Origin of the sequence: Mesorhizobium sp. AD1-1 (genome assembly GCF_020164655.1) — a bacterium.
Classification (GTDB): Bacteria; Pseudomonadota; Alphaproteobacteria; order Rhizobiales; family Rhizobiaceae; genus Mesorhizobium; species Mesorhizobium ciceri.
Genome location: NZ_JAIUGP010000004.1, coordinates 116339 through 137899, shown reverse-complemented (window position 1 = coordinate 137899; position 21561 = coordinate 116339). Strand labels below are relative to the sequence as shown.

The window sequence follows — 21561 nt, the reverse complement described above, 5'->3', positions numbered from 1 at the left end:
AACGGGCAGGGCGCTGCCGCGCTCCTGCCCTCGATACCAGCGTTCAGCTCAGCCGAACTTCGGGTCCAGACTGCCCGACTTGTAGCGCTTGGCCATTTCGGCGACCGGCAGCGGCTTGATCTTCTGCGCGTTGCCGGCGGTGCCGAACTGTTCGAAGCGCTCCTTGCAGAGCTTGCGCATGGCGGCCATGGCCGGTGTCAGATACTTGCGCGGGTCGAACTCGCTCGGGTTCTCGGTCAGCACCTTGCGGATGGCGCCGGTCAGCGCCATGCGGTTGTCGGTGTCGATGTTGATCTTGCGCACGCCGTGCTTGATGCCGCGCTGGATCTCCTCGACCGGCACGCCCCAGGTCGGCTTCATCTGGCCGCCATATTTATTGATGATCTCCTGCAGATCCTCGGGCACCGAGGACGAGCCGTGCATGACCAGGTGCATGTTCGGCAGGCGGCGGTGGATCTCCTCGATGACGTTCATGGCCAGCACCGCGCCGTCCGGCTTGCGCGAGAATTTGTAGGCGCCATGGCTGGTGCCCATGGCAACCGCCAGCGCATCGACATGGGTGTCCTTGACGAACTCGACCGCCTGTTCGGGATCGGTCAAAAGCTGGTCGTGGCTGATCGCCCCTTCGACGCCGTGGCCGTCTTCCTGCTCGCCGCCGCCGCTCTCGAGCGAGCCGAGCACGCCGATCTCGCCTTCGACGGACACGCCGCCCCAATGCGCCATGTCGACGACGCGCTTGGTGATGCCGGAATTGTAGGCGTAGTCGGCCGGCGTCTTGCCGTCTTCCTTCAGCGATCCGTCCATCATGACGGAGGTGAAGCCGTACTGGATCGCGGTGACGCAGGTGGCTTCGTTGTTGCCATGGTCGAGATGCATGCAGACCGGAATGTCGGGATGGATTTCGACCAGCGCGTCGATCAGCTTGGCCAGCACCACGTCATTGGCATAGGCGCGCGCGCCGCGGCTAGCCTGCAGGATGACCGGCGACTTGGTCTCCTCGGCGGCCTCCATGATGGCGAGGCCCTGTTCCATGTTGTTCATGTTGAAAGCGGGCACGCCATAGCCGTATTCGGCGGCGTGGTCGAGCAATTGTCTCAGTGTTATGCGAGCCACCCAATAGTCTCCCGTATCTGGTTTCAAGCGCAACGTCGCGGGCCGGCCGGTTTGCCCGGTCGGCCCTTGATGCTTCTGGCGGGATTTCAAGGGAACCGCAACCTTCGGAGCGCTTCTCGATCGCAATTCTTGTTGCAGGGCTGAAATCCGGCCAGTTTGACGACCTCAGGCCGCGATCAGGTCCCGCGCCGCCAGGAGTTGCACGCAGGCGTTCGCCGCTTCCTTGCCCTTGACGGTGAAGTGCTCGAAGAAGAAGCGGTGGTGCTCGGCGCTGTCGTGGTAGTTGTGCGGGGTGAGCACCGCCGACAGCACCGGCACGCCGGTCGACAGCTGCACGTTCATCATGCCGTCGATGACAGCACTTGCGACGAACTCATGCCGGTAGATGCCGCCATCGACCACAAAGGCCGTGCCGAGGATCGCGGCATAACGGCCGGTCCCGGCCAGGGTCTTGGCATGCAGGGGGATCTCATAGGCGCCGGGCACGTCGAAAATGTCGACGGTGAAGCGTTCGCCTCCCAGAGAGGCCAGTTCAGCTTCGAAGGCCTGTACGCACTGGTCGACGATGTCGGCATGCCAGCGCGCGCGGATAACGGCGATGCGGGTCGTTTCATAGTCTTTATAGGAATGCTGATTCATGGGTCCATCCTTCCGTTTCGAACCAGAATCAGGACGCACGATACGGATTAAGCCCGCAAAAAGCGGGCCGGCTTCCGTTTCGTCCTCTTCCATCCGGACTGTAACCGTCGGCTCCGGAATCACACCGGATCTGCTGACCTTTCCGATTGGAAAGCGCTCGCGGGCTTGGGTAGAAACCCTTACCGCCGGTGGGGACTTTCACCCCGCCCTGAGAACATTAACGGCTTTGTATGAAAGGGCAGGACGCTGCTGTCAACCGTGAGAAGGTTGGGCCAAGCACGTTCGACTACCGCGTGCGCCACGCCGCCGCCGATGCGGCGATCAGCATGAGCAGTGCTGCAACCATCACGCAGACAGCAAAGCCGAAGTTGGAATAAAGCGGCCCGAAGCTGGTGGTGCCGACAAAGACCGCGAGGTAAGTCACCGCACTGTTCAGCCCCATGATCGTGCCGCGCCGCGACGGATCGAGCGCCGACAGGCGCATCACCAGGACGTTCAGGCCGAAATGATTGGCCAGTCCCCAGATTGCCACCATGGTCAAGGTCAGCCCGAAACTGTCGCTCGTCGCCGCCATCGCGACGTAGACGACGGCGACAAGAAGATAGGCAAACGGCATGACGCGCCGCGCACCCAGTCTGTCGATGACGCCGTCGAGCAGAGCAGCGGTGCCGAAGCCTATGCCGTAGGCAAGCGCCGCCAGGCCATTGGCACTCACCGGCTGTCCAAGCCCGACATGAAGATGGTCGCCGAGATAGCCATAGACGCCGTAGAACGAAGTCATGAAGGCCGCGCACGCGACCAGCAGCGGCAAGATTCCGGGAATGCCGAGCGCTTCCAGCGGGGCGGGCGCCGGTCCGGCCTTCCTGGTGTCGCTGAGCGACGTCACTGTCAGTCCCATCCATGCAAGGGCCGCAAGCACCGCGACCGCCACGAAAACGGCGCGCCAATGCACAAGATCGGCAAGCACGGCCGACAGCGAGACGCCGGCGACCATGCTGAGCGTCCATCCGGTCAGCACGACGCCGATCGTGCCGCTCTCCCTGCCCGGTGGGGCGATGGCCGCCGCGCTGGCATAGATCGCCGGCATGGCGACGCCGGCGGCGATGCCGGCCAGCAGCTGTGCGGCGACCAGCATGATCACCGTGGGTGCCGCGGCGCTGGCGACCAGCGCCAGTGCCAACAGCAGCAGTGCGCCCTGCAGCATTCTGCGAGCACCGAGCCGGTCGATGTAGCGCGCCAGGAACAGCGCGCTGGCAGAGGTGCCGAGGCCGAACGCGGCCGCCGCAATCATCACGGCCGGCACGCTGGTTCCGAACGAAGAGGCGACAGCCGGTGCAATCGGACCCAGCACCAGCGAGTTCGAGCCGATGACCGCGATGCAGCCCGTCAACAGATAGGCAAGCGCCGGGATCGGGGCTCGGGCAGTCAATGGTGCAAGTTGATCAATGTTCGACATATCGGCATAATGGCCGTATTCTATTCAGCGGAGAACCAGGAATTTCGCCATGGATGAAGAAACAGATGGCATTCTGCAGAACAGGCCGGCGGCCCGCGATCTCGACGCGATAGACCGAAGAATATTAGGTGTCCTGGTCGATGATGCCACGATCAGCTACGCCGAACTCGGCGATCGCGTCGGCTTGTCGCCACCGGCAGCGCATGAGCGGGTCAAACGGCTCCGGCGCAGCGGCGCCATCCGCAACACGGTCACCATCATCGATCCCCGGGCGGTGAAAAAGCCTTTGCTCGCCTTTGTCCATATCGACACCAGGGGCTGGGGAAAGACGCCGGAACTGATGGCGGTCTCGCAATATCCCGAAGTGGAGGAAATCCATACCGTCGCCGGCGACACCTGCATGCTGCTGAAGGTCCGCACCGAAGACACCAGGGCCCTCGAAGGCCTTTTGGCGCGCCTCTACGAAACGCCGGGCGTCACCTCGACGCGCAGCTATGTGGTGCTCTCGACCTATCTGGAGCGGCCGGTGCAGCCGGGTATCACCGAGACTTGGCCGACACCCAAGCACATGGCCGAGCCTCTGTACTAGAAGCGAGCGGCTACGCCCGCTCGGGAAACATCTGCTTCAGGCCCTCGCGCGAGGCCTTGGCGACACCGCGCTCGGTGATCAGGCCGGTCACCAGCCGCGCCGGCGTCACGTCGAAGGCCGGGTTGGCCGCCGGCGTCGTCTCAGGCGAAATGCGCACTTGGGCAATCTCGCCGGCGGCGGTCTTGCCCCAGACCAGCGAGACCTCGTCGGCCGAGCGTTGCTCGATCGGGATTTCGGCCAGTCCGTCATGCACCGTCCAGTCGATGGTCGGCGACGGCAGCGCGACATAGAACGGCACGTCGTTGTCGGCGGCGGCGAGCGCCTTGAGATAGGTGCCGATCTTGTTGCAGACATCGCCGTCGGCCGTGGTGCGGTCGGTACCGACGATGACCATGTCGATTGCGCCGCGCTGCATCAGATGGCCGCCGGCATTGTCGACGATCAGCGTGTGCGGCACGCCGTGCCCGGCCATCTCCCAGGCGGTCAGCTGGGCGCCCTGGTTGCGCGGCCGCGTCTCGTCGACATAGACATGGACCGGAATGCCGGCTTCTGTGGCCAGGTAGATCGGCGCGGTCGCGGTGCCGTAATCGACCGTCGCCAGCCAGCCGGCATTGCAATGGGTCAGGATGTTGACCGGCTCGCCCTTCTGCTTGCGCGCCGCGATCGCCTTGATGATGGTGAGACCGTTCTCGCCGATGGCGCGGTTGAGGCCGACATCTTCGTCGGCGATCTCACTGGCCCGCCGATAGGCGGCTGCAGCGCGTTGTTCGGTAGGCAAAGGCCGCAGGAAGCGCCGCATTTCGTCCAGCGCCCAGCGCAGATTGATCGCGGTCGGCCGCGTCTCGTGCAGGGTCTCCCACACGGCGTCGAGCGCTGCATCCGACGCATCGTCGGCCATCTGCATGGCGACGCCATAGGCAGCGGTGACGCCAATGAGAGGCGCGCCACGCACCCACATGTCGCGGATGGCGGTGGCGATGCCGGCAACCGTGCCGATCCTCTCGATGCGGAAATCATGCGGCAGCCAGCGCTGGTCGATGATATCGACGGAACGCCCGTCGTCGCTCAGCCAGATGGTGCGATAGTGGCGGTCGCCGACGTTCAAATGCTGCTCTCCTGTTCGATCAGCGCGGCCAGTTGGTTGACCTCGTCGATGCTGTGGATCTGGCGCCGGTTGACGGCGAGGTGGCGGCCGAATTTCAGCGCCTTTGCTTCACAACTGGCGCGCAGATCCTCGTCGGCAATGGTCTCGAAATCGGCATTGTGAGCGAGACCGAGGATGCGCCGGTGCACTTCGACGCCGGCAAAGCCTAGCAGGTCGGTCCAGATCTGGTGCAGCACATGGTCGAGCGCCTGCTCTGAGGCAAGGATGTCGCCCTGATCCTCGAACAGGCTCTTTTGGTAGAGCATGCCGGTGCGCTCGCTGCGCCATAGATGCGAAAACTCGGCGCGGAACACCGACCAGGTCTCGACCGTCACACCGAGCAGATAGGCGCGCATGGCGTCGCGCTTGCCCTTCTGTTCGTGGCCGCGTTGCGAGAAGAAGGACATCCAGAAATTGGCAAGCAGCATGCCGACGTCGAAAGCCATCGGGCCGTAGAAGGCGAACTCCGGATCGATCATCCGGGTCTCCGTGTCGGTGACCATGATCGAACCGGAATGCAGGTCGCCATGCAGCAGCGTTTCGGCATTGGCGGCGAAGATGTGCTTCAGCCGCTGCGCCTCGACCTTGAGGTCGCGGTCGGCGCGCAGTTCGGCGACCAGGCCGTCGAGCTGCGGCGAGGTGTGCCGGTTCATCTTGGCATCGAAATAGGGATCGGAGAACACCAGGTTTTCGGTGATGTCGCAAAGCTCGACATTGTCGGCGAACAGCGCCAGATCGGCCTTGCGGTCCTTGGCGGCCATATGCAGGTCGGAGCCGCGAAACAGCGTGCGGGCCATGAACAGGCCGATATCCCGGGCGATGTTCGGCAGTTGGCGGCCGTCGATCAGGGCACGGCGCAGGATGATATGCGGCGGCGCAAGATATTCCATGATGATCAGCGCCTGGCCTTCATCGAAATAATGGATCGCCGGCACCGAGCCCGGCGCGCGCGCCTCTTGCCTGGTCAGCGCGTGATACTCGAAGAAGGAGCGCTTCAACGGCAGCGGCCAGCTGTCGCCGACCAGGCGGACATAGGGCAGGGCCTGCTTGACCACGGCCGCACCGCTGGCGCCCTCGACGATGAACACCAGGTTGAGATTGCCGTCGCCGACCTCGCGGACCTTCCAGGCGCCAGTGTCCTTGCCGATCTTCGCGCACAGCGCCTCGTTGCCGCCAAGGCGTGCAGCCAGGGTTTCGACCGACAGGGCTTCGAACGGCAATTCTTCAGTCATCGTTATCCTCCCGCATATGCGCTTCCAACATAACGGAGGCGTGGCGGCCGGGCCAAGCTAGGAAGCGATCTGGCAATTGTCAATCGTGTTGACAATTGCCGATACAGCCCATAGCGTCATGTCAGGGAGGAACGCATGGTCGGCAATGCCGTGTTCCGCGTAGAGGGACTGAGGAAATCCTTTGGCCATAACGAGGTGCTTGGCGGCGTCTCGCTGGAACTGCATGCCGGTGAAGTGACCGTGCTGATGGGCGCCAACGGCGCCGGCAAATCCACCCTCGTCAAGATCATCTCTGGTGTCTACGAACGCGGCGGCGGGACGATGGTGCTCGCCGACCAGGATTTCGCGCCGAAAACCCCGGCCGAGGCGATCCGCGCCGGCGTCGTCACCGTGCACCAGAACATCAATGACGGTGTCGTTGCCGATCTCGACGTCGCCACCAACCTGACGCTGGACCGGCTGAGCGGCAGCGGTGCGCCGACCCTGTTCAATCCAATGCGCGTGCGGCGAGAGGCCAAGGCGGTTGCCGACCGCATGGGGCTGGCCATCGATTTGAAGGCGCGGGTGAGTGATCTTTCGCTGGCCGATCGCCAGATGGTGGCGATTGCCCGCGCGCTGGCGCACAAGCCGAAAGTGCTGATCCTCGACGAGCCGACCTCATCGCTCTCCAGCGCCGAGGCTGATCGGCTGTTTGCCCTGATCGACAGGCTGCGCGAGCAAGGCGTGGCCATCCTCTACATCTCGCACCGTATGTCGGACATAAGGCGGCTGGCCGACCGCATCGTATCGATGCGGGACGGGATCATCTCAGGCATTTTCGACAAGAAACCGCTCGACTATGAAGGCGCGGTCAACGCCATGCTCGGCCGCAAGATCCATCTCGACCGGATTGTTGTCAGGGATTCAGCCAATGCCGTCTTCAAGATAGACGGTCTGCGCATCGCACAAGGCGCGCGGCCGATCTCGCTGACGCTCGGCGACGGTGAGGTCGTTGCCATCACCGGCCTCGTCGGCGTCGGCAAGACGGCGCTTGCCGAGACGCTGTTTGGCGTGCGCCAGCCGCTGGCCGGCACAATGACGCTGAACGGCAGGCCTTATGCTCCTGAAACAGCCGGCGAGGCGATCGCCGCCGGCGTGTTCCTCGTTGCCAAGGACCGCGGCGAGAACGGCATCGTCGGCGGCTTCAACATCCAGGAAAATATCAGCCTGCCGTTTCACAAGCGCATGTCACGTTTCGCTGTTCTCAAGCGCCGTCTGGAACGCGCCACGGCGCGCCGGCAGATCGAGGAGCTGGGCATCGTCTGCCGCTCCGAGAAGGACGAGATGTCGGAGCTCTCCGGCGGCAACCAGCAGAAGGTGATGGTCGCCCGCTGGATGGCCCAGCATGCGAGACTGTTCATTCTGGACGAGCCGTTTCAGGGCGTCGATATTTCCGCCCGGCGCGACATCGCCGCCAAGCTCAGGGCCAGTGCAAACGGACGCGCCACGCTGCTGTTCGTCACCGAACTCGACGAGGCGCTGGAGACCGCCGATCGCATCCTGGTCATGTCGGAACAGACCATCGTCGGCGAGCACCGCAATGCCGATGTCGATCTCGACCGCCTGTTGGCCGAGGTCGCCGGCGGGCCGCTGCACAGTGCCGCCTGAGCACGGGCGTTAGGAATGGGAATGGAAAGAACATGGGTTCGGATTGGCTAAAAACGGCAGCAGCGCGCGGGAGCGCCGAATGACATTGCGCGACCACGCCATCCGCTACGGCTTCATCGTGCTCTTGTTCGGGCTCGTCGCCTATTTCTCGATCGCCGCCGACGGTTTCGTTTCGCCGCAAAGTGCGGTTTTCATCTTCCAGTCGGTCGCCATCACCGGCGTGCTGGCGCTCGGCGTCACCGCCACGCTGGTCGTCGGAGGTTTTGATCTGTCGATCGGCTCGGTCGCCACCTCAGCCATGATGGCGGCCGCCTATGTCATGGTGGTGCTGGAGCAGAACGCCCTTGTCGCGGTCGTCGTCTGCCTGCTCATCGGCGCCATCGTCGGCCTGATCAATGGCTGGCTGATCGTCTACATGCGTGTGCCCGATCTGCTGGCGACGCTCGGCATGATGTTCCTGCTCGTCGGCCTGCAGCGCATTCCAACCGAAGGCCGCTCGATCGCCACCGGCATGACCATGCCGGACGGTTCGGTCGCCAACGGCAAATTCTCCGACGCCTTCATGGCGCTCGGCCGCCACCGCTTCGACTTCTTCATCCCGAACCTCATTCCAGTGTCGGTGGTGGTGCTGCTCGTGCTCGCCGTGCTGATCTGGTTCTTCCTCGAATACACCCGTTTCGGCCGCATGATGTATGCCGTCGGCAGCAATGAGCGCGCCGCCGAACTCGCCGGTGCGCCTGTCAAGGCATACAAGATCTGGGCTTACGTCATTTCAGGTGTTTTTGCCTCGATCGGCGGCATTTTGCTCGCTGCCCGGCTTGGACGCGGCGACATCGCCTCGGGTAATAATCTGCTGCTCGATGCGGTTGCCGCGGCGCTGATCGGCTACGCGGTGCTGGGTGCCGCCAAGCCGAATGCGTTCGGCACCGCCATCGGCGCGCTGTTCGTCGGCATCTTGCTGCAAGGCCTGACGATGATGAACGCGCCTTACTACACGCAGGATTTCATCAAGGGCGTGGTTCTGGTCGTCGCCCTTGTCTTCACCTTTGCGCTTTCGGGCAGGGGCAGGAGATAGCTTTCGACCGGAACAGGATTTTCGAGTTCAACAAGAGTGGAGGAAAACAAAGTGAGCATTACAAGAAGACTTCTGGGGAAGGTGGCGCTCGGATTGGCCGGCGCAACCATGCTGATGCAGTTTCCGGCTTTTGCCGCGGACAAGCCGGCGCCCTTCGACAAGCCCGGCGTCAAGATCGCGCTGGTGCGCTATCTCTCGACCGGCGACTTCTTCCAGGCCTATCTCTCGGGCGTCGAGGCGCAGTCGAAGGCGCTCGGCATCGACCTGCGCGTCCTCGACAGCCGCCAGGATGCGGCTCTTCAGTCCGACATGGTCGATCAGGCCATCGCGCTCGGCGTGCAGGGTATCATCATCCAGCACGGCCTGACCGAATCGATGAAGGACGCCGCGCAGCGTGCGGTCGACGCCGGCATCAAGGTTGTGGCCTTCGACGTCAATGTCGAAAACCCCAAGATCCCGCAGATCGAACAGTCCGATCGCGACCTGGCCCGCCTCGCGCTCGAGCAGGCGGTCAAGGACAATGGCGAAAGCTGGAATGCCGGCTATGTCTATGTCGCCGGCATCGCGCCGCTCGACCGCCGCAACGAGACCTGGGTTGACGTCAAGAAGAAATATGCCGGCATCAAGGAAGTCGCGATGTTCGGCACGCTCGACAATCCGATCGCCAACTCCGTCGCCAACCAGGCGCGTTCGGTGCTGACGGCGCATCCCGACATCAAGGTGATGTTCGCTCCCTATGACGAATTCGCCAAGGGCGTGAAGATCGCTGTCGACGAAGCGGGCTTGAACAAGGGCATCAAGATCTATTCGGCCGACATTTCGACCTCGGACATCGCTGCGATGCGCGAGCCCGACAGCGCCTGGGCTGCGACCGCCGCGACCAATCCGGCCGTCGTCGGCCAGGTCTCGGTGCGTGCGCTGGCACAGTTGCTGGCCGGTGAAGACCCCGGCCACAACGTCGTCGTGCCGCCGACACTGATCACCCAGAAGGACCTCATCGACAAGGACATCAAGAACATGGAGGACCTGTCGGCCAAGCTGCCGCAGTTCGCCCACGCCGATGTCGCGATGCCGGCCTGGATGCCGAACCCGAACGCCAAGTAACTTTCGCTATCGAAGGCCGCCTGCAGCCGCTTGCTGCAGGCGGCCTTTTTGCTGAATATCTGCAGCCGGCGCCAGGCTCCGGCCCAAGGTTCGGTGCGTATATGGAAGCTCAGGCGGCAATCGAGGAAAACCTGTCCGGCGCCGTCGCCGGAACCTTGTTTCGATGCCCGCAGGCCACCACGGGTGTCGTGGTGCTGGGTGGGTCGAGTGGCCGCGTCGATGTCGGGCGCGCACGGCTCTTTGCAAACGAGGGCTCGTCGGCTTTGGCCCTGCAATGGTTCGGCGGTGAGGGCCAGCCTCCCGGAATATGCGAAATTCCCCTCGAAACCTTCTTCGCGGCAACCGATTGTCTCCTTGAAACAGGATGCCACCGCATCGTCTATGTCGGCACATCCAAGGGTGCCGAGGCCTCACTGCTTGCGGCGGTCCATGACCCGCGCATCGACGCTGTGGTCGCCATCAGCCCGTCATCGGTGATTTGGGGAAATATTGGTGCTGGCCGGGATGGCGTCAGCTGGCCTGAACGATCCTCATGGTCGCTCGACGGAATCCCCCTGCCGTTTGTGCCGACGGATCCAAACTGGACACCAGAATACGTGGATGGCTTGGTATCCTACAGGGGACTCTTCGAACATTGCTTGAAAACCTCCAGGCAGGAAGCGGCTGCGGCGACCATCCCCGTTGAGACCGCATCGGCCGAGATCCTGCTGGTCGCAGGCGGCGACGATGCGCTGTGGCCCTCCCTATGGTTCGCGACAGAGATTGTTCGGCGGCGCAGCGAAGCAGGCAAGATCACACATCTCGTGTCATCGCCGGATGCGGGGCATCGCATTCTCTTGCCTGGCGAGAACACACCACGCTCGACATTGCATGCACATGGCGGCAATGACGAGGCCGAATCACGGTTGGGCAGAATGGCGTGGGAAGGCATCCGAGAACTGCTGTAGCTGCAGATCCCGAATACTTTCGCCTGTTTTGCGTCAGTCTCGGCCGGTTTTCCCTACCGCAGCGCTGCCGCGATATTGCCGCCGTCGACGGTCGTCACGTCGGCGGTGGTGCGGTCGGCCAGCGCATGATGCAGGAAGGCCTGCGCCACGTCCTGCGCCGTCACTTCCTGGCCGAGCAGATTGCCGGACATGTAGTCCTTCTCCGACACGCCGCGCGCGCCTGAGCGGCTGGCGATCATGGCGTCGGTCAAGAGGCCCGAGCGGATACGGTCGGCGTTGACGGCGTTCGAGCGGATGCCATGCGCGCCATAGTCGAGCGCGTACTGCCTGGACAGGAACAGCGTCGCCGCCTTCGGCACGCCATAGGCGCCGAACTTCGGGCCAGGGTTGACCGCCTGCTTGGAGGTGTTGAACAGAAGCACGCCGCCGGTGCCCTGTTCGAGCATGATGCGCACGGCGTTCTGCGCCACCGACTGGTGGGCGAAGAAATTGAGCTCGAAACTCTTGCGCAAAAGCGCATCGTCGAGCTCGCCGATGCGGCCTTCCCAGGCAGCCCCTGCATTGGACACCAGGATGTCGACGCCACCGAACACGGCGACCGCTTTGTCGAAGGCGGCACGCACCTGTGCCGGGTCGGTGATGTCTGCGGCGACGCCGATCGAATTGTTGCCGGCTTTCTTCGCTGCATCGGCGGCTTTTTCGGCGTCGAGATCGACGACGACGGCATGGGCGCCATTGTCGGCGAACAGCTTTGCCGTCGCTGCACCGATCGCGCCGGCACCGCCGGTGATCAGCACCACCTGGCCGGTCAGCGGCTTCGGCTTGTTGGAGGCGAGCTTGGCCTGTTCCAGCGACCAGTATTCGAGCGGGAACAGGTCGGCCTTGGAAAGCGGATGGAACCGGCCGACGGCCTCGGCGCCACGCACTGCCTCGATCCACATCTCACCGACATCCGACGCGATCTTCGCGTCCTTCAGGGTGCGGCCGTGGCCGAACATGCCGAGGCCGGGCACCAGCGTCAGCCGCGGCATCTGGTCGAGCATGGTGCGCTTGACGTCGTCGAGCGCATCGTTGGTTTCGAAATAGGCGCGATAATCCTTGGCGAACGCGTCGACATGGCTCTTGATCACCGCCTTGTAGTCGCCGGCCTTGTCCGCGTCGGGCGCCGGCAGCGCCATCGGCCCGGTCTTGATGCGGATCGACAGATCGGGCGTCGAGACGCCGCGCCCGGCATAATCGGCGATCTCGGCTGAATTGATGAAATCGACAATTGCCGGCGAAGTGCGGAAATCGCTGACCATTCGGTCGAAGCGGCCTTCGCCGCGCGCTACCGCCACCGCGCCGCGCAGCATCGGCGCGATCGACGCCGGCGTCGCGAGCTTTGCCGGCAAGGCTGCCTTTGCCGCCTTCGGCTTGCCGCTTGCGGCAATATAGTCCTCGGCGACGTTCACATAATGGATCATCCGGTCGTAGGCCTGCTTCGCATCGTCGCCGAAGGTGAAGATGCCATGCTTGTCGAGGATCAGGCCCTCGACGTCAGGATCGGCGTCGAAGATGTCGGCAGCCGCCTTGGCGAGGTCGAAGCCGGGCATGATGTAAGGCACGTAACCCATCTTGCTGCCGAAAACCGTCTTCACCAGCGGCTTGGAGTCCTCCTGGTCGACGATGGCGAGAATGGCGGTCGAGTGCGTGTGGTCGACGAATTTGTGCGGCAGGAAGGCATGCAGCAACGTCTCGACCGACGGGTTGGGCGAGGACGGATCGATGAGGTTGACGCGTTGCAGGGCAACCATGTCCTCGTCGGCCAGCCTGTTCAGCGCGCGCGCCTTGAGCAGCGGCTTGAGCTTGACCGCCGGCAGGCCCTGCGGCTCGATGACGCCCATGTCCCAGCCGCTGCCCTTGACGCACAGCACGTCCCATTGGTCGCCGACGAGGTCGGTTGCCGTCGTCTTGCAAGAAGTGTTGCCGCCGCCATGCAGGACCAGCCGTGGTTCGCCGCCGAGCAGCCGGGTCGTGTAGACGCGCAGCGCCAGGTCGCGGCCGACACCCTTTTTCGCGTAGTCGGCGACGAGTTTTTCGGCTGCTTCGTCATTCCACAAATTCTTCATGTTCGCTTCGTCCGGTTGTTTGTCTTTGATGGTGAAACAGGAATGCCGCGACGCTTTGATGACAATGCGCCGGCGACGGAGAGGGGATTTCCTAGGAGGCCTTTTCTGTCGTGGCAGCAGCATGATCCAGGAGCCGCTGCGCCATGTGCGCGCCGACCACCAGATGCGTGCAAAGGCCGCCGGCGATCGCCGCGAGCAGCGGTTCGAACTTGCTGTCCTCCTGCACCACCACCAACCGCCTGGCGATGGCGCGCAGCGATGCAAGCTCGGCGGAGATCACCCGCCTGTTATAACTGCAGTCGAGCACCTTGCCCTCGGCGTCTATGATCTGCCCGGCAATCACGCCGGCAGCGCCTTGGCTGCGCAGATCCGCCATTTCACTTGGCGTCAGCGCGCCGCATTTGACCAGATGGCTGTCGGCGTCGACCGCGCCGACCGAGTATAACGCCAGGTCGCATTCGCCGACACCCGACAATTGTTCCCGGATCACCGGCTCGGCACGCAGCGCACGCGCAAGTTCTTCCGTAGACAGCACCAGCGGCGCGTAGAAATTGAGCCCTTTGGCGTTGAGCCGCCGCGCGATTTCCATAGTGCATTGGTCGGGGCGATAGGAATAGGGCGCGCCGAGATTGCCGCAGAGCTGCACCACCGTGACATCCTGCAGATCGGCATAGGACATGACGTCGGCAATCATATAGACGGTGCGGCCCCAGGCGACGCCGATGCGGTCGCCCTTCTTGACCAGTTCGAGAAAGACGCTCGCCGCCAGCACGGCGATTTCCGTCGACGGGTCGGCAATATGATCATTCTCCGGCGCGATCCAGACGGCGTCGAGGCTCAGCGCATCCTCGAGCTTGCGCGCCAGCACGTCGTCGGTGAAAAGCTGGGTCGAAGTCGAGATGTTGACGATGCCGGTCTCGCGCGCCTTGCGCAGGTACATGGCGACCGAGGCACGGGAAATGTTAAGCTGGCTCGCCACCTGGTCCTGCCGCAGGCCATGGGCATAGTAGAGCCAGGCGGCCTTGTGGATGAGTTGTTCTGCCGGTCGGATCGCCATGCCGTCTCCTCAGCTGACATTATTCACGGCTCTCGACAAAAGTCAAACTGGGCAGAGGTCTGCGATGCTCCCGCTTGCGCCGAATCTGGTTCATCATTGTGCCGAATGCGCTCCGTCGTGGCATCGTTTGTGGTGACGCGGCCCGAGCCTGTGATTAGAACGTCTGAAAGAAAATCGCGGGGGAGCATGGGATGGGCAATCCTTACGAACAGGATCTCGACAAGAACGCGGCCAACCATCAGCCGCTGACGCCGCTCACCTATCTGGAGCGCGCGGCCAAGACCTATCCCGACCATATCGCCATCATCCATGGCCGCCAGCGCATCGACTATCGCACTTTCTGGCAGCGGTCGCTGAAGCTTGCCTCGGCCCTTCAGAAGCGCGGCATCGGCAAGGGCGACACCGTCACCGTCATGCTGTCAAACACGCCGCCGATGCTGGAGGCGCATTTCGGCGTGCCGATGACCAAGGCGGTGCTGCATTCGCTCAACACCCGCCTCGATGCGGCGGTCATCGCCTTCCAACTCGATCATGCCGAGACCAAGGTGCTGATCGTCGACCGCGAATTCTCCGGCGTCGTCAAGCAGGCCCTGGAACTGGCCAGGGTCAAGCCGCTGGTCATCGACTATGACGATCCCGAATACGCCGCCGACGCGCCGTACCCAAAGGGCGAGCGGGTAGGCTCACTGGACTATGAGGCATTTGTCGCAGGCGGCGACGCGGACTTCGCCTGGTCGATGCCCGACGACGAGTGGGATGCGATTTCGCTCAACTACACGTCCGGAACGACGGGCAATCCGAAGGGCGTCGTCTACCACCATCGCGGTGCGGCCCTGATGGCCTACACCAACACCATCCATGCCGGCATGGCCAAGCACGCGGTCTATTTGTGGACGCTGCCGATGTTCCACTGCAATGGCTGGTGCTTTCCTTGGACGCTCGCCGTCCAGGCCGGCACCCATGTCTGTCTGCGCTGGGTGCGGCCGAAGCCGATCTACGATGCGATCGCCGATCAGGGCGTCACCCATCTGTGCGGCGCGCCGGTCGTCATGTCGGTGCTGATCAATGCCAGGGACGAGGACAAGCGCGCATTTCCGCAGACGGTCACTTTCAACACGGCTGCAGCACCCCCGCCGGAAGCCGTGCTGTCGGGGATGGCGGATGCCGGCTTTGCCGTCACCCATCTCTACGGCCTGACCGAGACCTATGGCCCGGCGGTCGTCAACGAATGGCACGGCGCCTGGGATGATCTCGAAAAGGGCGAGCGCAGCGCCAGGAAGGCGCGGCAGGGCGTGCGCTATGCAGCGCTCGAAGGCCTGACGGTCATGGACCCCGAGACGATGCGGACGACACCGGCCGACGGCGAGACAATCGGCGAGGTCATGTTCCGCGGCAACATCGTCATGAAAGGCTACCTGAAAAACCGCAAGGCGAGCGACGAAGCCTTCGCCGGCGGCTGGTTCCATTCCGGCGATCTCGGCGTCATGCACCCCGATGGCTACATCCAGCTCAAGGACCGCTCCAAGGACATCATCATCTCCGGTGGCGAGAACATTTCCTCTATCGAGGTCGAGGACGCGCTCTACAAGCACCCGTCGGTTGGCTCTTGCGGCGTCGTCGCCAGGCCCGACGACAAATGGGGCGAAGTGCCTGTTGCCTATGTCGAGCTGAAACCCGGCAAGCTCGCGACCGAAGCCGAGATCATCGATCACTGCCGCGCGCTGCTTGCCCGGTTCAAAGTGCCGAAGGCGGTCATCTTCGCCGAAATCCCGAAAACCTCGACCGGCAAGATCCAGAAATTCCGGCTACGCGAGATGGCCAAGGGGGCTTAGCTGCATCGCCACCCATGCTTCGCCTCGACAATTTGTCGCGGGCTTCGTCATCCTAGGGTATAGCAGTCGCGAAGCGACGTCGCGGAAACCCCTGGAGCTGCTCCGCAGCCCCAGGGATCCATGCCGTGACCTTGCGGCCGAGCTCCGACAGTCGAGAATGGCGGCTGCAGGCTACAGCTCGCTGACCGGTGTAAACCTGTTGATCCGTCGCACTCTTTGACCAACGTCGCGGCATGGATCCTAGGGTCTGCGCCGCGTCGCTTCGCTCCTTGCTTCGCCCTAGGATGACGAATTCATCAGGGCCAGCCGCTAACGGCGATCGTCGATTCCACCTTCTCACTGTCACCATCTGTCACCATTCGTACGTGTATACCGAATCCGCATTGACAGGTCCTTCTTTTCGATTTACGAGTGATGAAAATCAAAATTCGTCACTCGTAAATCGATAGAGGATCATGTCCGAAGCCGCCACCATAGTCGCCGAAGCCGCCCGACAGGAAAATGTAACGCGCATTCTCGATTGCGCCGAGCGCCTGTTCCGGCACTATGGCTACGGCAAGACCAATGTCGCCGACATTGCGCGTGAGCTCGGCATGTCGCCGGCCAACATCTACCGTTTCTTCGCCTCCAAGGTCGAAATCCACCAGGCCGTCTGCGGCCGGATGCTCGGCGCCAGCTACAAGATGGCCTACGAGATTTCGCGCCTGCCGATCAGCGCCGAGGAGCGGCTCCGGCGCTACGTGCATGCGCAATACAAGATGACGATGGAGGTCATGCTCGACGACCAGAAGGTCCACGAGATGGTCATCGTCGCCCTCGAACGGGATTGGGGTGTGATCGACAAGCATGTCGACAGCATTCACGACCTGTTCGCGGAAATCATTCGTGACGGGATCGAGGCCGGTGAGTTCAGAAAACAGGATCCGGTTATCGCGTCTCGCTGTTTCGGCGCCGCGACCGTCATCCTGTGTCATCCGCAGATGGTGGCGCAATGCCTTGCCAAGACCAACCGGGCAATGCCTGACGACCTCGTCGACTATGCAATCAAGGCCTTGAAGTAGCCTCCGCCCGTCGGGCGCCGGTTTCAACGATTCATCTCCATTTCGGGAGTACGCGCGTGTCTTCGTTCAGTTCAATCATCGGCAGGTTGCCCGCTGTAGGCCCGGTGCTGCTTGTCACCGCCACTCTCGGGCTTGCCGGCTGCAGCCAGGAAAAAGCCGAAGTCAAGGATATCATCCGCCCGGTCAAGGTTGTCGAGATCGCGAAGGTACATGACACCCGCACGCTCTCCTATTCCGGGTCGGTGAGGGCCCGCACCGAGAGCGCTCTGGCATTCCGCGTCAATGGCAAGATCACCGAGCGCCTCGTCGATATCGGCCAGCATGTGGCCTCGGGCGATGTGCTCGCCCGCATCGATCCCATTGACTACGACCTTTCGGTCAAGAGCGCGCAGGCAGCGCTCGATGCCGCCGAGCGGCAGGTCGAGACCGTGGAACTCGCCCGCAAGCGTGCCGAGCAGCTTTTTGCCAAGAATTTTGCCCCGAAATCACAGCTCGAACAGGCGACCTTGACCTATGACCAAGCGGTCGCCACCCGTGATTCCGCCCTTTCGACACTGGCTCAGGCGAAGAACCAGGTCGGTTATACCGATCTCAAGGCCGACAGGGATGGCATCGTCACCACGGTCAGCGCCGACGTTGGCCAGGTGGTCGGTTCCGGCACGCCGGTTGTCACTGTCGCTGTCGACGGCGAAAAGGAAGTGCTGATCGCCGTCCCCGAAATGGAAATCGCCGAATTCAAGCCGGGCAAGGCGGTCAAGGCGGGCTTCTGGTCGGACGATGCGCTGGCGCTCGACGGCAAGGTCCGCGAAGTCGCCGGCAGCGCCGATCCGCAATCACGCACCTTTGCCGTCCGCGTCAGCCTGCCCAACGATCCGCGTGTGCTGCTCGGCATGACCGCCAGCATCGAAGCCACGGCGGCCAATGAGCGGCAGCTGGTCTCGATCCCCCTGAGCGCACTGGCCGAGCAAGGCACCCAATCGATCGTCTGGACCGTCGATCGTGGCGCCGACACCGTTCATGCTCGTCCGATCAAGGTTGCCGAGTTCGCCGCCGATGGCGTGCGTGTCGCGGAGGGTTTGAAACCCGGCGATGTCGTGGTCGCCGCCGGCACGCAATTCATGACCGAGAACCTCAAGGTGAAGCTCGCCGGTGATACGGCGCTGCAATCGGCATCCGCGGCGGACGGCGACGCCAAGCAGGTGCGCTGACGACAGACAACCGGCTGCGCGTTCCCGCAGCCGCTGGTTTCCGGGCGGCAGGCGCCCGACCGAGACGCTCGATTGATGTAACCCCCACATCGATTTCGCGTCCCACCGCGATGAGTGCTTCTCCGCTGGGAGAGCCTTGCCGCCCGGAAGCCACTACGAACCCTCGATTTTGTTGCGCTAGATAGATGGACCAGCGTCGATGACCAATTCCACGGAAGAGAAGCGGCCCTTCAACCTGTCGCGCTGGGCAATCGGCCATCCCGCCATTGCGCGGTTCCTGTTCGGCCTGATCATCATTTCCGGCGCGCTCGGCCTGATGCGCATGGGCCAGAAGGAAGATCCCGATTTCACCTTCCGGGTCATGGTCGTCCAGGCGATCTGGCCGGGCTCCTCGATCCAGGAGATGGAAGACCAGGTCGTCAACAAGATCGAACGCAAGCTGCAGGAGACGCCGCATCTCGATTTCGTGCGCTCCTTCACCCGCGCCGGCAGCGCCATCATCACCGTGCAGATCAAGGGCGACACCAACACCGCCGAGGTGACCGACGCCTTCTACCAGGTGCGCAAGAAGGTCGGTGACATTGCCGGTGACTTGCCGCAAGGTCTGCTCGGCCCCTATTTCAACGACGAATTCGGCGACACCTTCATCACCCTGCATTCGATCAGCGGCGACGGCTTCAGCTATCCCGAGCTGAAGAAGTTCGCCATCCAGGCGCGCGACATGCTTTTGACGACGCCCGGCGTCGAGAAGGCCGTCATCATCGGCGACCAGCCTGAAAAGCTCTACATCGACGTCTCGTCCAAGGCCCTGGCCGAACGCGGCCTGACGCTGACCGATCTGCAGAATGCGATCAAGGGACAGAACAATGTCGACCCGGCCGGCTCCGTCGATACCGGCACCAACTCGGTGCGCATTTCCGTCGAGGGCGATGTCGGCAAGGTCGAGGATATCAGGAACCTGCGCCTGCGCGCCGGCGGTCAGGTCACGAGGCTGGGCGACATCGCCACGGTGAGTTCGGGGTTGCAGGATCCGTTCCAGCGAAAGTACCGCTTCAACGGTCACGACAGCGTGCAGTTGGGCGTCGTCATGGCCAAGGGCTTCAAGGTTACCGATGTCGGCAAGGATGTCGAGGCCACCTACAAGCGTTTCGAAGAGGCGCTGCCCTACGGCGTTGCCGTCGACCAGATCTCCGACCAGCCGGGCGTCGTCACCGATGCGGTGGCGGAGTTCATGCATGCGCTTGGCGAAGCGTTGCTGATCGTGCTCGTCGTCTCGTTCCTGTCGATCGGTTGGCGTTCCGGCCTGGTCATCGCCATCGCCATCCCGCTGGTGCTGGCCGCGACCTTCGCCATCATGTACGAGCTCGGCATCGACCTGCAGCGCATCTCGCTCGGCGCGCTGATCATCGCGCTCGGTCTTCTGGTCGACGACGCGATGATCGTCGTCGAGATGATGGAGCGCAAGCTGGAGGAGGGAATGGTCAAGGTCGAGGCGGCGAGCTTCGCCTATTCCTCGACCGCCTTCCCGATGCTGACCGGCACGCTGATCACCACGGCCGGCTTTATTCCGGTCGGCTTCGCGGCCTCGACCGCCGGCGAATATGTCCGCACGCTGTTCTATGTCGTCGGCATCGCGCTGATCGTCTCCTGGTTCGTCGCGGTCTATTTCACGCCATGGCTCGGCAACATGATCCTCAAGCAGCGCAAGCATGCCGGCAGCCATCACGATGTCTTCGACACGCGTTTCTACCGCCGGCTTCGTGCCACCGTCAGCTGGGCCGTGCGCCATCGCATCATCGTCCTGGTGATGACGCTGGTCACCTTCGGCACCAGCCTATGGGCTTTCCAGTTCATTCCGCAGAACTTCTTCCCGCAATCGTCGCGGCCGGAAATCCTCGTCGACCTTTGGCTGCCGGAAGGCACCAGCATCAAGGAAGTCGAGGCGCAGGCCAAGGCGCTCGAGACCAAGATGATGGACGACAAGGACAAGCGTTTCATCGCCACCTATATCGGCGAGGGCGCGCCGCGCTTCTTCCTGCCGCTCGACCAGCAGCTGAGCAACCCCAACTTTGCCCAGTTGCTCGTCATGGCCAATGACGAACCGGCTCGCGAGCGTCTGATCGTCAAGTTGCGCACCGTCCTGGCGCAAGACTTCCCGTCCATCCGTGCCAAGGTCGATCGTCTGTTCCTCGGTCCGCCGACCGGCTGGCCGGTGCAGATGCGCGTCATGGGGCCGGATCGCCAGGAGGTGCGCCGCATCGCCGACCAGGTGAAGGCAAAGTTCCGTGAAGATCCGCTGCTTGGCGCCGTGCATGATGACTGGCTGGAGCCGGTTCCGGCGATGAAGCTGGTCATCGACCAGGATCGTGCCCGCGCACTCGGCGTCACCTCGCAGCGCATCCGCCAGATGCTGCAGGCGACGATGTCCGGCGCGCCGCTCGACGACTTCCGCGACGGCGAGGAGACGGTGTCCATCGTCGCCCGCGAGCCGAATGCCAGCCGCAGCCTGCTGTCCTCGGTCGACTCGGTCTATATCCCGACCGACTTCGGCGGATTCGTGCCGCTGTCGCAGGTGGCCAAGGTGGTGCCGGTGCTGGAGCAAGGCATCGAATGGCGCCGCGACCGCCTGCCGACCATCAGCGTGCGCGCCACCTTGCCCGACGGCGTGCAGTCCAACGACGTCGTCACCAAGATGTACAACGACATGAAGGACCTGCGTGCGGGTCTGGCGCCCGGTTACAAGATCGAAATCCAGGGCGGTGCGGAGGATTCGGCGGAAAGCCAGGCTTCGATCGCCGCCAAGGCACCGATCATGCTGGCCGTCATTGTCGTGCTTTTGATGATCCAGCTGCAGAACTTCGGCAAGGCGATGCTGGTGCTGGCGACCGGTCCGCTTGGCATTATCGGTGCTGCCGCGGCGCTCCTGATCAGCGGTGCGCCGTTCGGCTTCGTCGCCATTCTCGGCGTCATCGCGCTGCTCGGCATCATCATGCGCAACTCGATCATCCTGGTCGACCAGATCGACCAGGACATCGCCGCGGGCATGGACCGCTACGAGGCCATCATCGGTTCGGCCGTTCGCCGTTTCCGGCCGATCACGCTGACGGCGCTGACGGCGGTGCTGGCGCTGATCCCGATCTCGCGCGGCGTCTTCTGGGGTCCGCTCGCCTACGCCATGATGGGCGGCATTCTGGTTGCCACGGTGCTGACCATCCTGGTCCTGCCGGCCGGTTACGCCCTGTTCTTCGGCCGGGAGCCGAAGAAGCGCGGGGCGGAGGGACGGACGGACGATCTGGAACTGAGCCAGGAAGCCGAAAAGCCGCAACTGGCGCTGGCCGCCGAATAGATC

The 21561-nt window shown here is 63.2% G+C and carries 16 protein-coding genes and 1 riboswitch; of the genes, 9 read left to right on the top strand and 7 right to left on the bottom strand.

Going from position 1 to position 21561, the window contains the following annotated elements; translation table 11 throughout:
* Window positions 1-48 precede the first annotated feature (48 nt).
* From fba to LB519_RS10320, 3 genes are all read right to left on the bottom strand, one after another.
* Entirely contained in the window at window positions 49-1113 is a 1065-nt protein-coding gene (gene fba, locus LB519_RS10330; RefSeq protein ID WP_013532928.1) for a class II fructose-bisphosphate aldolase, read from the bottom strand.
* 165 nt (window positions 1114-1278) lie between these two features.
* On the bottom strand, window positions 1279-1752 hold the full coding sequence (locus tag LB519_RS10325; protein ID WP_224619772.1) for a 6,7-dimethyl-8-ribityllumazine synthase: 474 nt from the start codon (window positions 1750-1752) through the stop codon (window positions 1279-1281).
* 77 nt (window positions 1753-1829) lie between these two features.
* A riboswitch (FMN riboswitch) is annotated at window positions 1830-1972 on the bottom strand.
* Between the two features lie 66 nt (window positions 1973-2038).
* Window positions 2039-3208, bottom strand: a complete 1170-nt coding sequence (locus LB519_RS10320; protein ID WP_063167605.1) for an MFS transporter — start codon at window positions 3206-3208, stop codon at window positions 2039-2041.
* A gap of 49 nt (window positions 3209-3257) precedes the next feature.
* Between LB519_RS10320 and LB519_RS10315 the strand changes: the two genes are divergently transcribed.
* A complete protein-coding gene (locus LB519_RS10315; RefSeq protein ID WP_013532925.1) occupies window positions 3258-3797 on the top strand; it encodes an Lrp/AsnC family transcriptional regulator in 540 nt (179 codons plus the stop codon).
* Window positions 3798-3807: 10 nt separating this feature from the next.
* Here the strand turns inward: LB519_RS10315 and mtnA are convergent, their stop codons facing one another.
* Window positions 3808-4902: an S-methyl-5-thioribose-1-phosphate isomerase gene (mtnA, locus tag LB519_RS10310; RefSeq protein WP_013532924.1), complete on the bottom strand. Its 1095-nt coding sequence runs from the start codon at window positions 4900-4902 to the stop codon at window positions 3808-3810.
* Window positions 4899-6173, bottom strand: a complete 1275-nt coding sequence (mtnK, locus tag LB519_RS10305; RefSeq protein ID WP_127370734.1) for an S-methyl-5-thioribose kinase — start codon at window positions 6171-6173, stop codon at window positions 4899-4901. The genes mtnA and mtnK overlap by 4 nt, the downstream gene beginning before the upstream one ends.
* Before the next feature lie 135 nt (window positions 6174-6308).
* Between mtnK and LB519_RS10300 the strand changes: the two genes are divergently transcribed.
* The 4 genes from LB519_RS10300 to LB519_RS10285 all read left to right on the top strand — a co-directional run bounded on the left by LB519_RS10300 (window position 6309) and on the right by LB519_RS10285 (window position 10946).
* Window positions 6309-7820 (top strand): sugar ABC transporter ATP-binding protein, encoded by a 1512-nt coding sequence (locus LB519_RS10300; protein WP_013532922.1) that lies wholly within the window; start codon window positions 6309-6311, stop codon window positions 7818-7820.
* Between the two features lie 79 nt (window positions 7821-7899).
* Complete coding sequence (locus LB519_RS10295) at window positions 7900-8895, top strand: ABC transporter permease (RefSeq protein ID WP_224619770.1); 996 nt, start codon at window positions 7900-7902, stop codon at window positions 8893-8895.
* Between the two features lie 51 nt (window positions 8896-8946).
* Window positions 8947-9999 (top strand): substrate-binding domain-containing protein, encoded by a 1053-nt coding sequence (locus tag LB519_RS10290; protein WP_013532920.1) that lies wholly within the window; start codon window positions 8947-8949, stop codon window positions 9997-9999.
* A gap of 101 nt (window positions 10000-10100) precedes the next feature.
* On the top strand, window positions 10101-10946 hold the full coding sequence (locus tag LB519_RS10285; protein ID WP_224619768.1) for an acyl-CoA thioester hydrolase/BAAT C-terminal domain-containing protein: 846 nt from the start codon (window positions 10101-10103) through the stop codon (window positions 10944-10946).
* A gap of 53 nt (window positions 10947-10999) precedes the next feature.
* Here the strand turns inward: LB519_RS10285 and LB519_RS10280 are convergent, their stop codons facing one another.
* The gene (locus LB519_RS10280; protein WP_024502581.1) at window positions 11000-13054 is read right to left on the bottom strand and encodes a bifunctional aldolase/short-chain dehydrogenase; all 2055 of its coding nucleotides are present in this window, start codon (window positions 13052-13054) and stop codon (window positions 11000-11002) included.
* Window positions 13055-13145: 91 nt separating this feature from the next.
* Window positions 13146-14111 (bottom strand): sugar-binding transcriptional regulator, encoded by a 966-nt coding sequence (locus LB519_RS10275; RefSeq protein WP_013532917.1) that lies wholly within the window; start codon window positions 14109-14111, stop codon window positions 13146-13148.
* Between the two features lie 191 nt (window positions 14112-14302).
* On the opposite strand from LB519_RS10275, the gene LB519_RS10270 reads away from it, so the two are divergent.
* From LB519_RS10270 to LB519_RS10255, 4 genes are all read left to right on the top strand, one after another.
* Window positions 14303-15943, top strand: coding sequence for an acyl-CoA synthetase (locus LB519_RS10270; protein WP_224619766.1), 1641 nt, complete (start codon window positions 14303-14305; stop codon window positions 15941-15943).
* A gap of 455 nt (window positions 15944-16398) precedes the next feature.
* A complete protein-coding gene (locus tag LB519_RS10265; protein ID WP_013532915.1) occupies window positions 16399-17004 on the top strand; it encodes a TetR family transcriptional regulator in 606 nt (201 codons plus the stop codon).
* A 56-nt stretch (window positions 17005-17060) separates the two neighbouring features.
* A complete protein-coding gene (locus LB519_RS10260; RefSeq protein ID WP_013532914.1) occupies window positions 17061-18212 on the top strand; it encodes an efflux RND transporter periplasmic adaptor subunit in 1152 nt (383 codons plus the stop codon).
* A gap of 199 nt (window positions 18213-18411) precedes the next feature.
* Complete coding sequence (locus LB519_RS10255; RefSeq protein ID WP_013532913.1) at window positions 18412-21558, top strand: efflux RND transporter permease subunit; 3147 nt, start codon at window positions 18412-18414, stop codon at window positions 21556-21558.
* The last annotated feature ends 3 nt before the right edge of the window (window positions 21559-21561 follow it).

Coding starts and splice junctions, on each gene's coding strand:
- LB519_RS10325 (WP_224619772.1), bottom strand. CDS start 1,752: ATGAATCAGCATTCCTATAAAGACTATGAAACGACCCGCATCGCCGTT.
- LB519_RS10320 (WP_063167605.1), bottom strand. CDS start 3,208: ATGTCGAACATTGATCAACTTGCACCATTGACTGCCCGAGCCCCGATC.
- LB519_RS10315 (WP_013532925.1), top strand. CDS start 3,258: ATGGATGAAGAAACAGATGGCATTCTGCAGAACAGGCCGGCGGCCCGC.
- mtnK (WP_127370734.1), bottom strand. CDS start 6,173: ATGACTGAAGAATTGCCGTTCGAAGCCCTGTCGGTCGAAACCCTGGCT.
- LB519_RS10300 (WP_013532922.1), top strand. CDS start 6,309: ATGGTCGGCAATGCCGTGTTCCGCGTAGAGGGACTGAGGAAATCCTTT.
- LB519_RS10295 (WP_224619770.1), top strand. CDS start 7,900: ATGACATTGCGCGACCACGCCATCCGCTACGGCTTCATCGTGCTCTTG.
- LB519_RS10285 (WP_224619768.1), top strand. CDS start 10,101: ATGGAAGCTCAGGCGGCAATCGAGGAAAACCTGTCCGGCGCCGTCGCC.
- LB519_RS10280 (WP_024502581.1), bottom strand. CDS start 13,054: ATGAAGAATTTGTGGAATGACGAAGCAGCCGAAAAACTCGTCGCCGAC.
- LB519_RS10275 (WP_013532917.1), bottom strand. CDS start 14,111: ATGGCGATCCGACCGGCAGAACAACTCATCCACAAGGCCGCCTGGCTC.
- LB519_RS10270 (WP_224619766.1), top strand. CDS start 14,303: ATGGGCAATCCTTACGAACAGGATCTCGACAAGAACGCGGCCAACCAT.
- LB519_RS10265 (WP_013532915.1), top strand. CDS start 16,399: ATGTCCGAAGCCGCCACCATAGTCGCCGAAGCCGCCCGACAGGAAAAT.
- LB519_RS10255 (WP_013532913.1), top strand. CDS start 18,412: ATGACCAATTCCACGGAAGAGAAGCGGCCCTTCAACCTGTCGCGCTGG.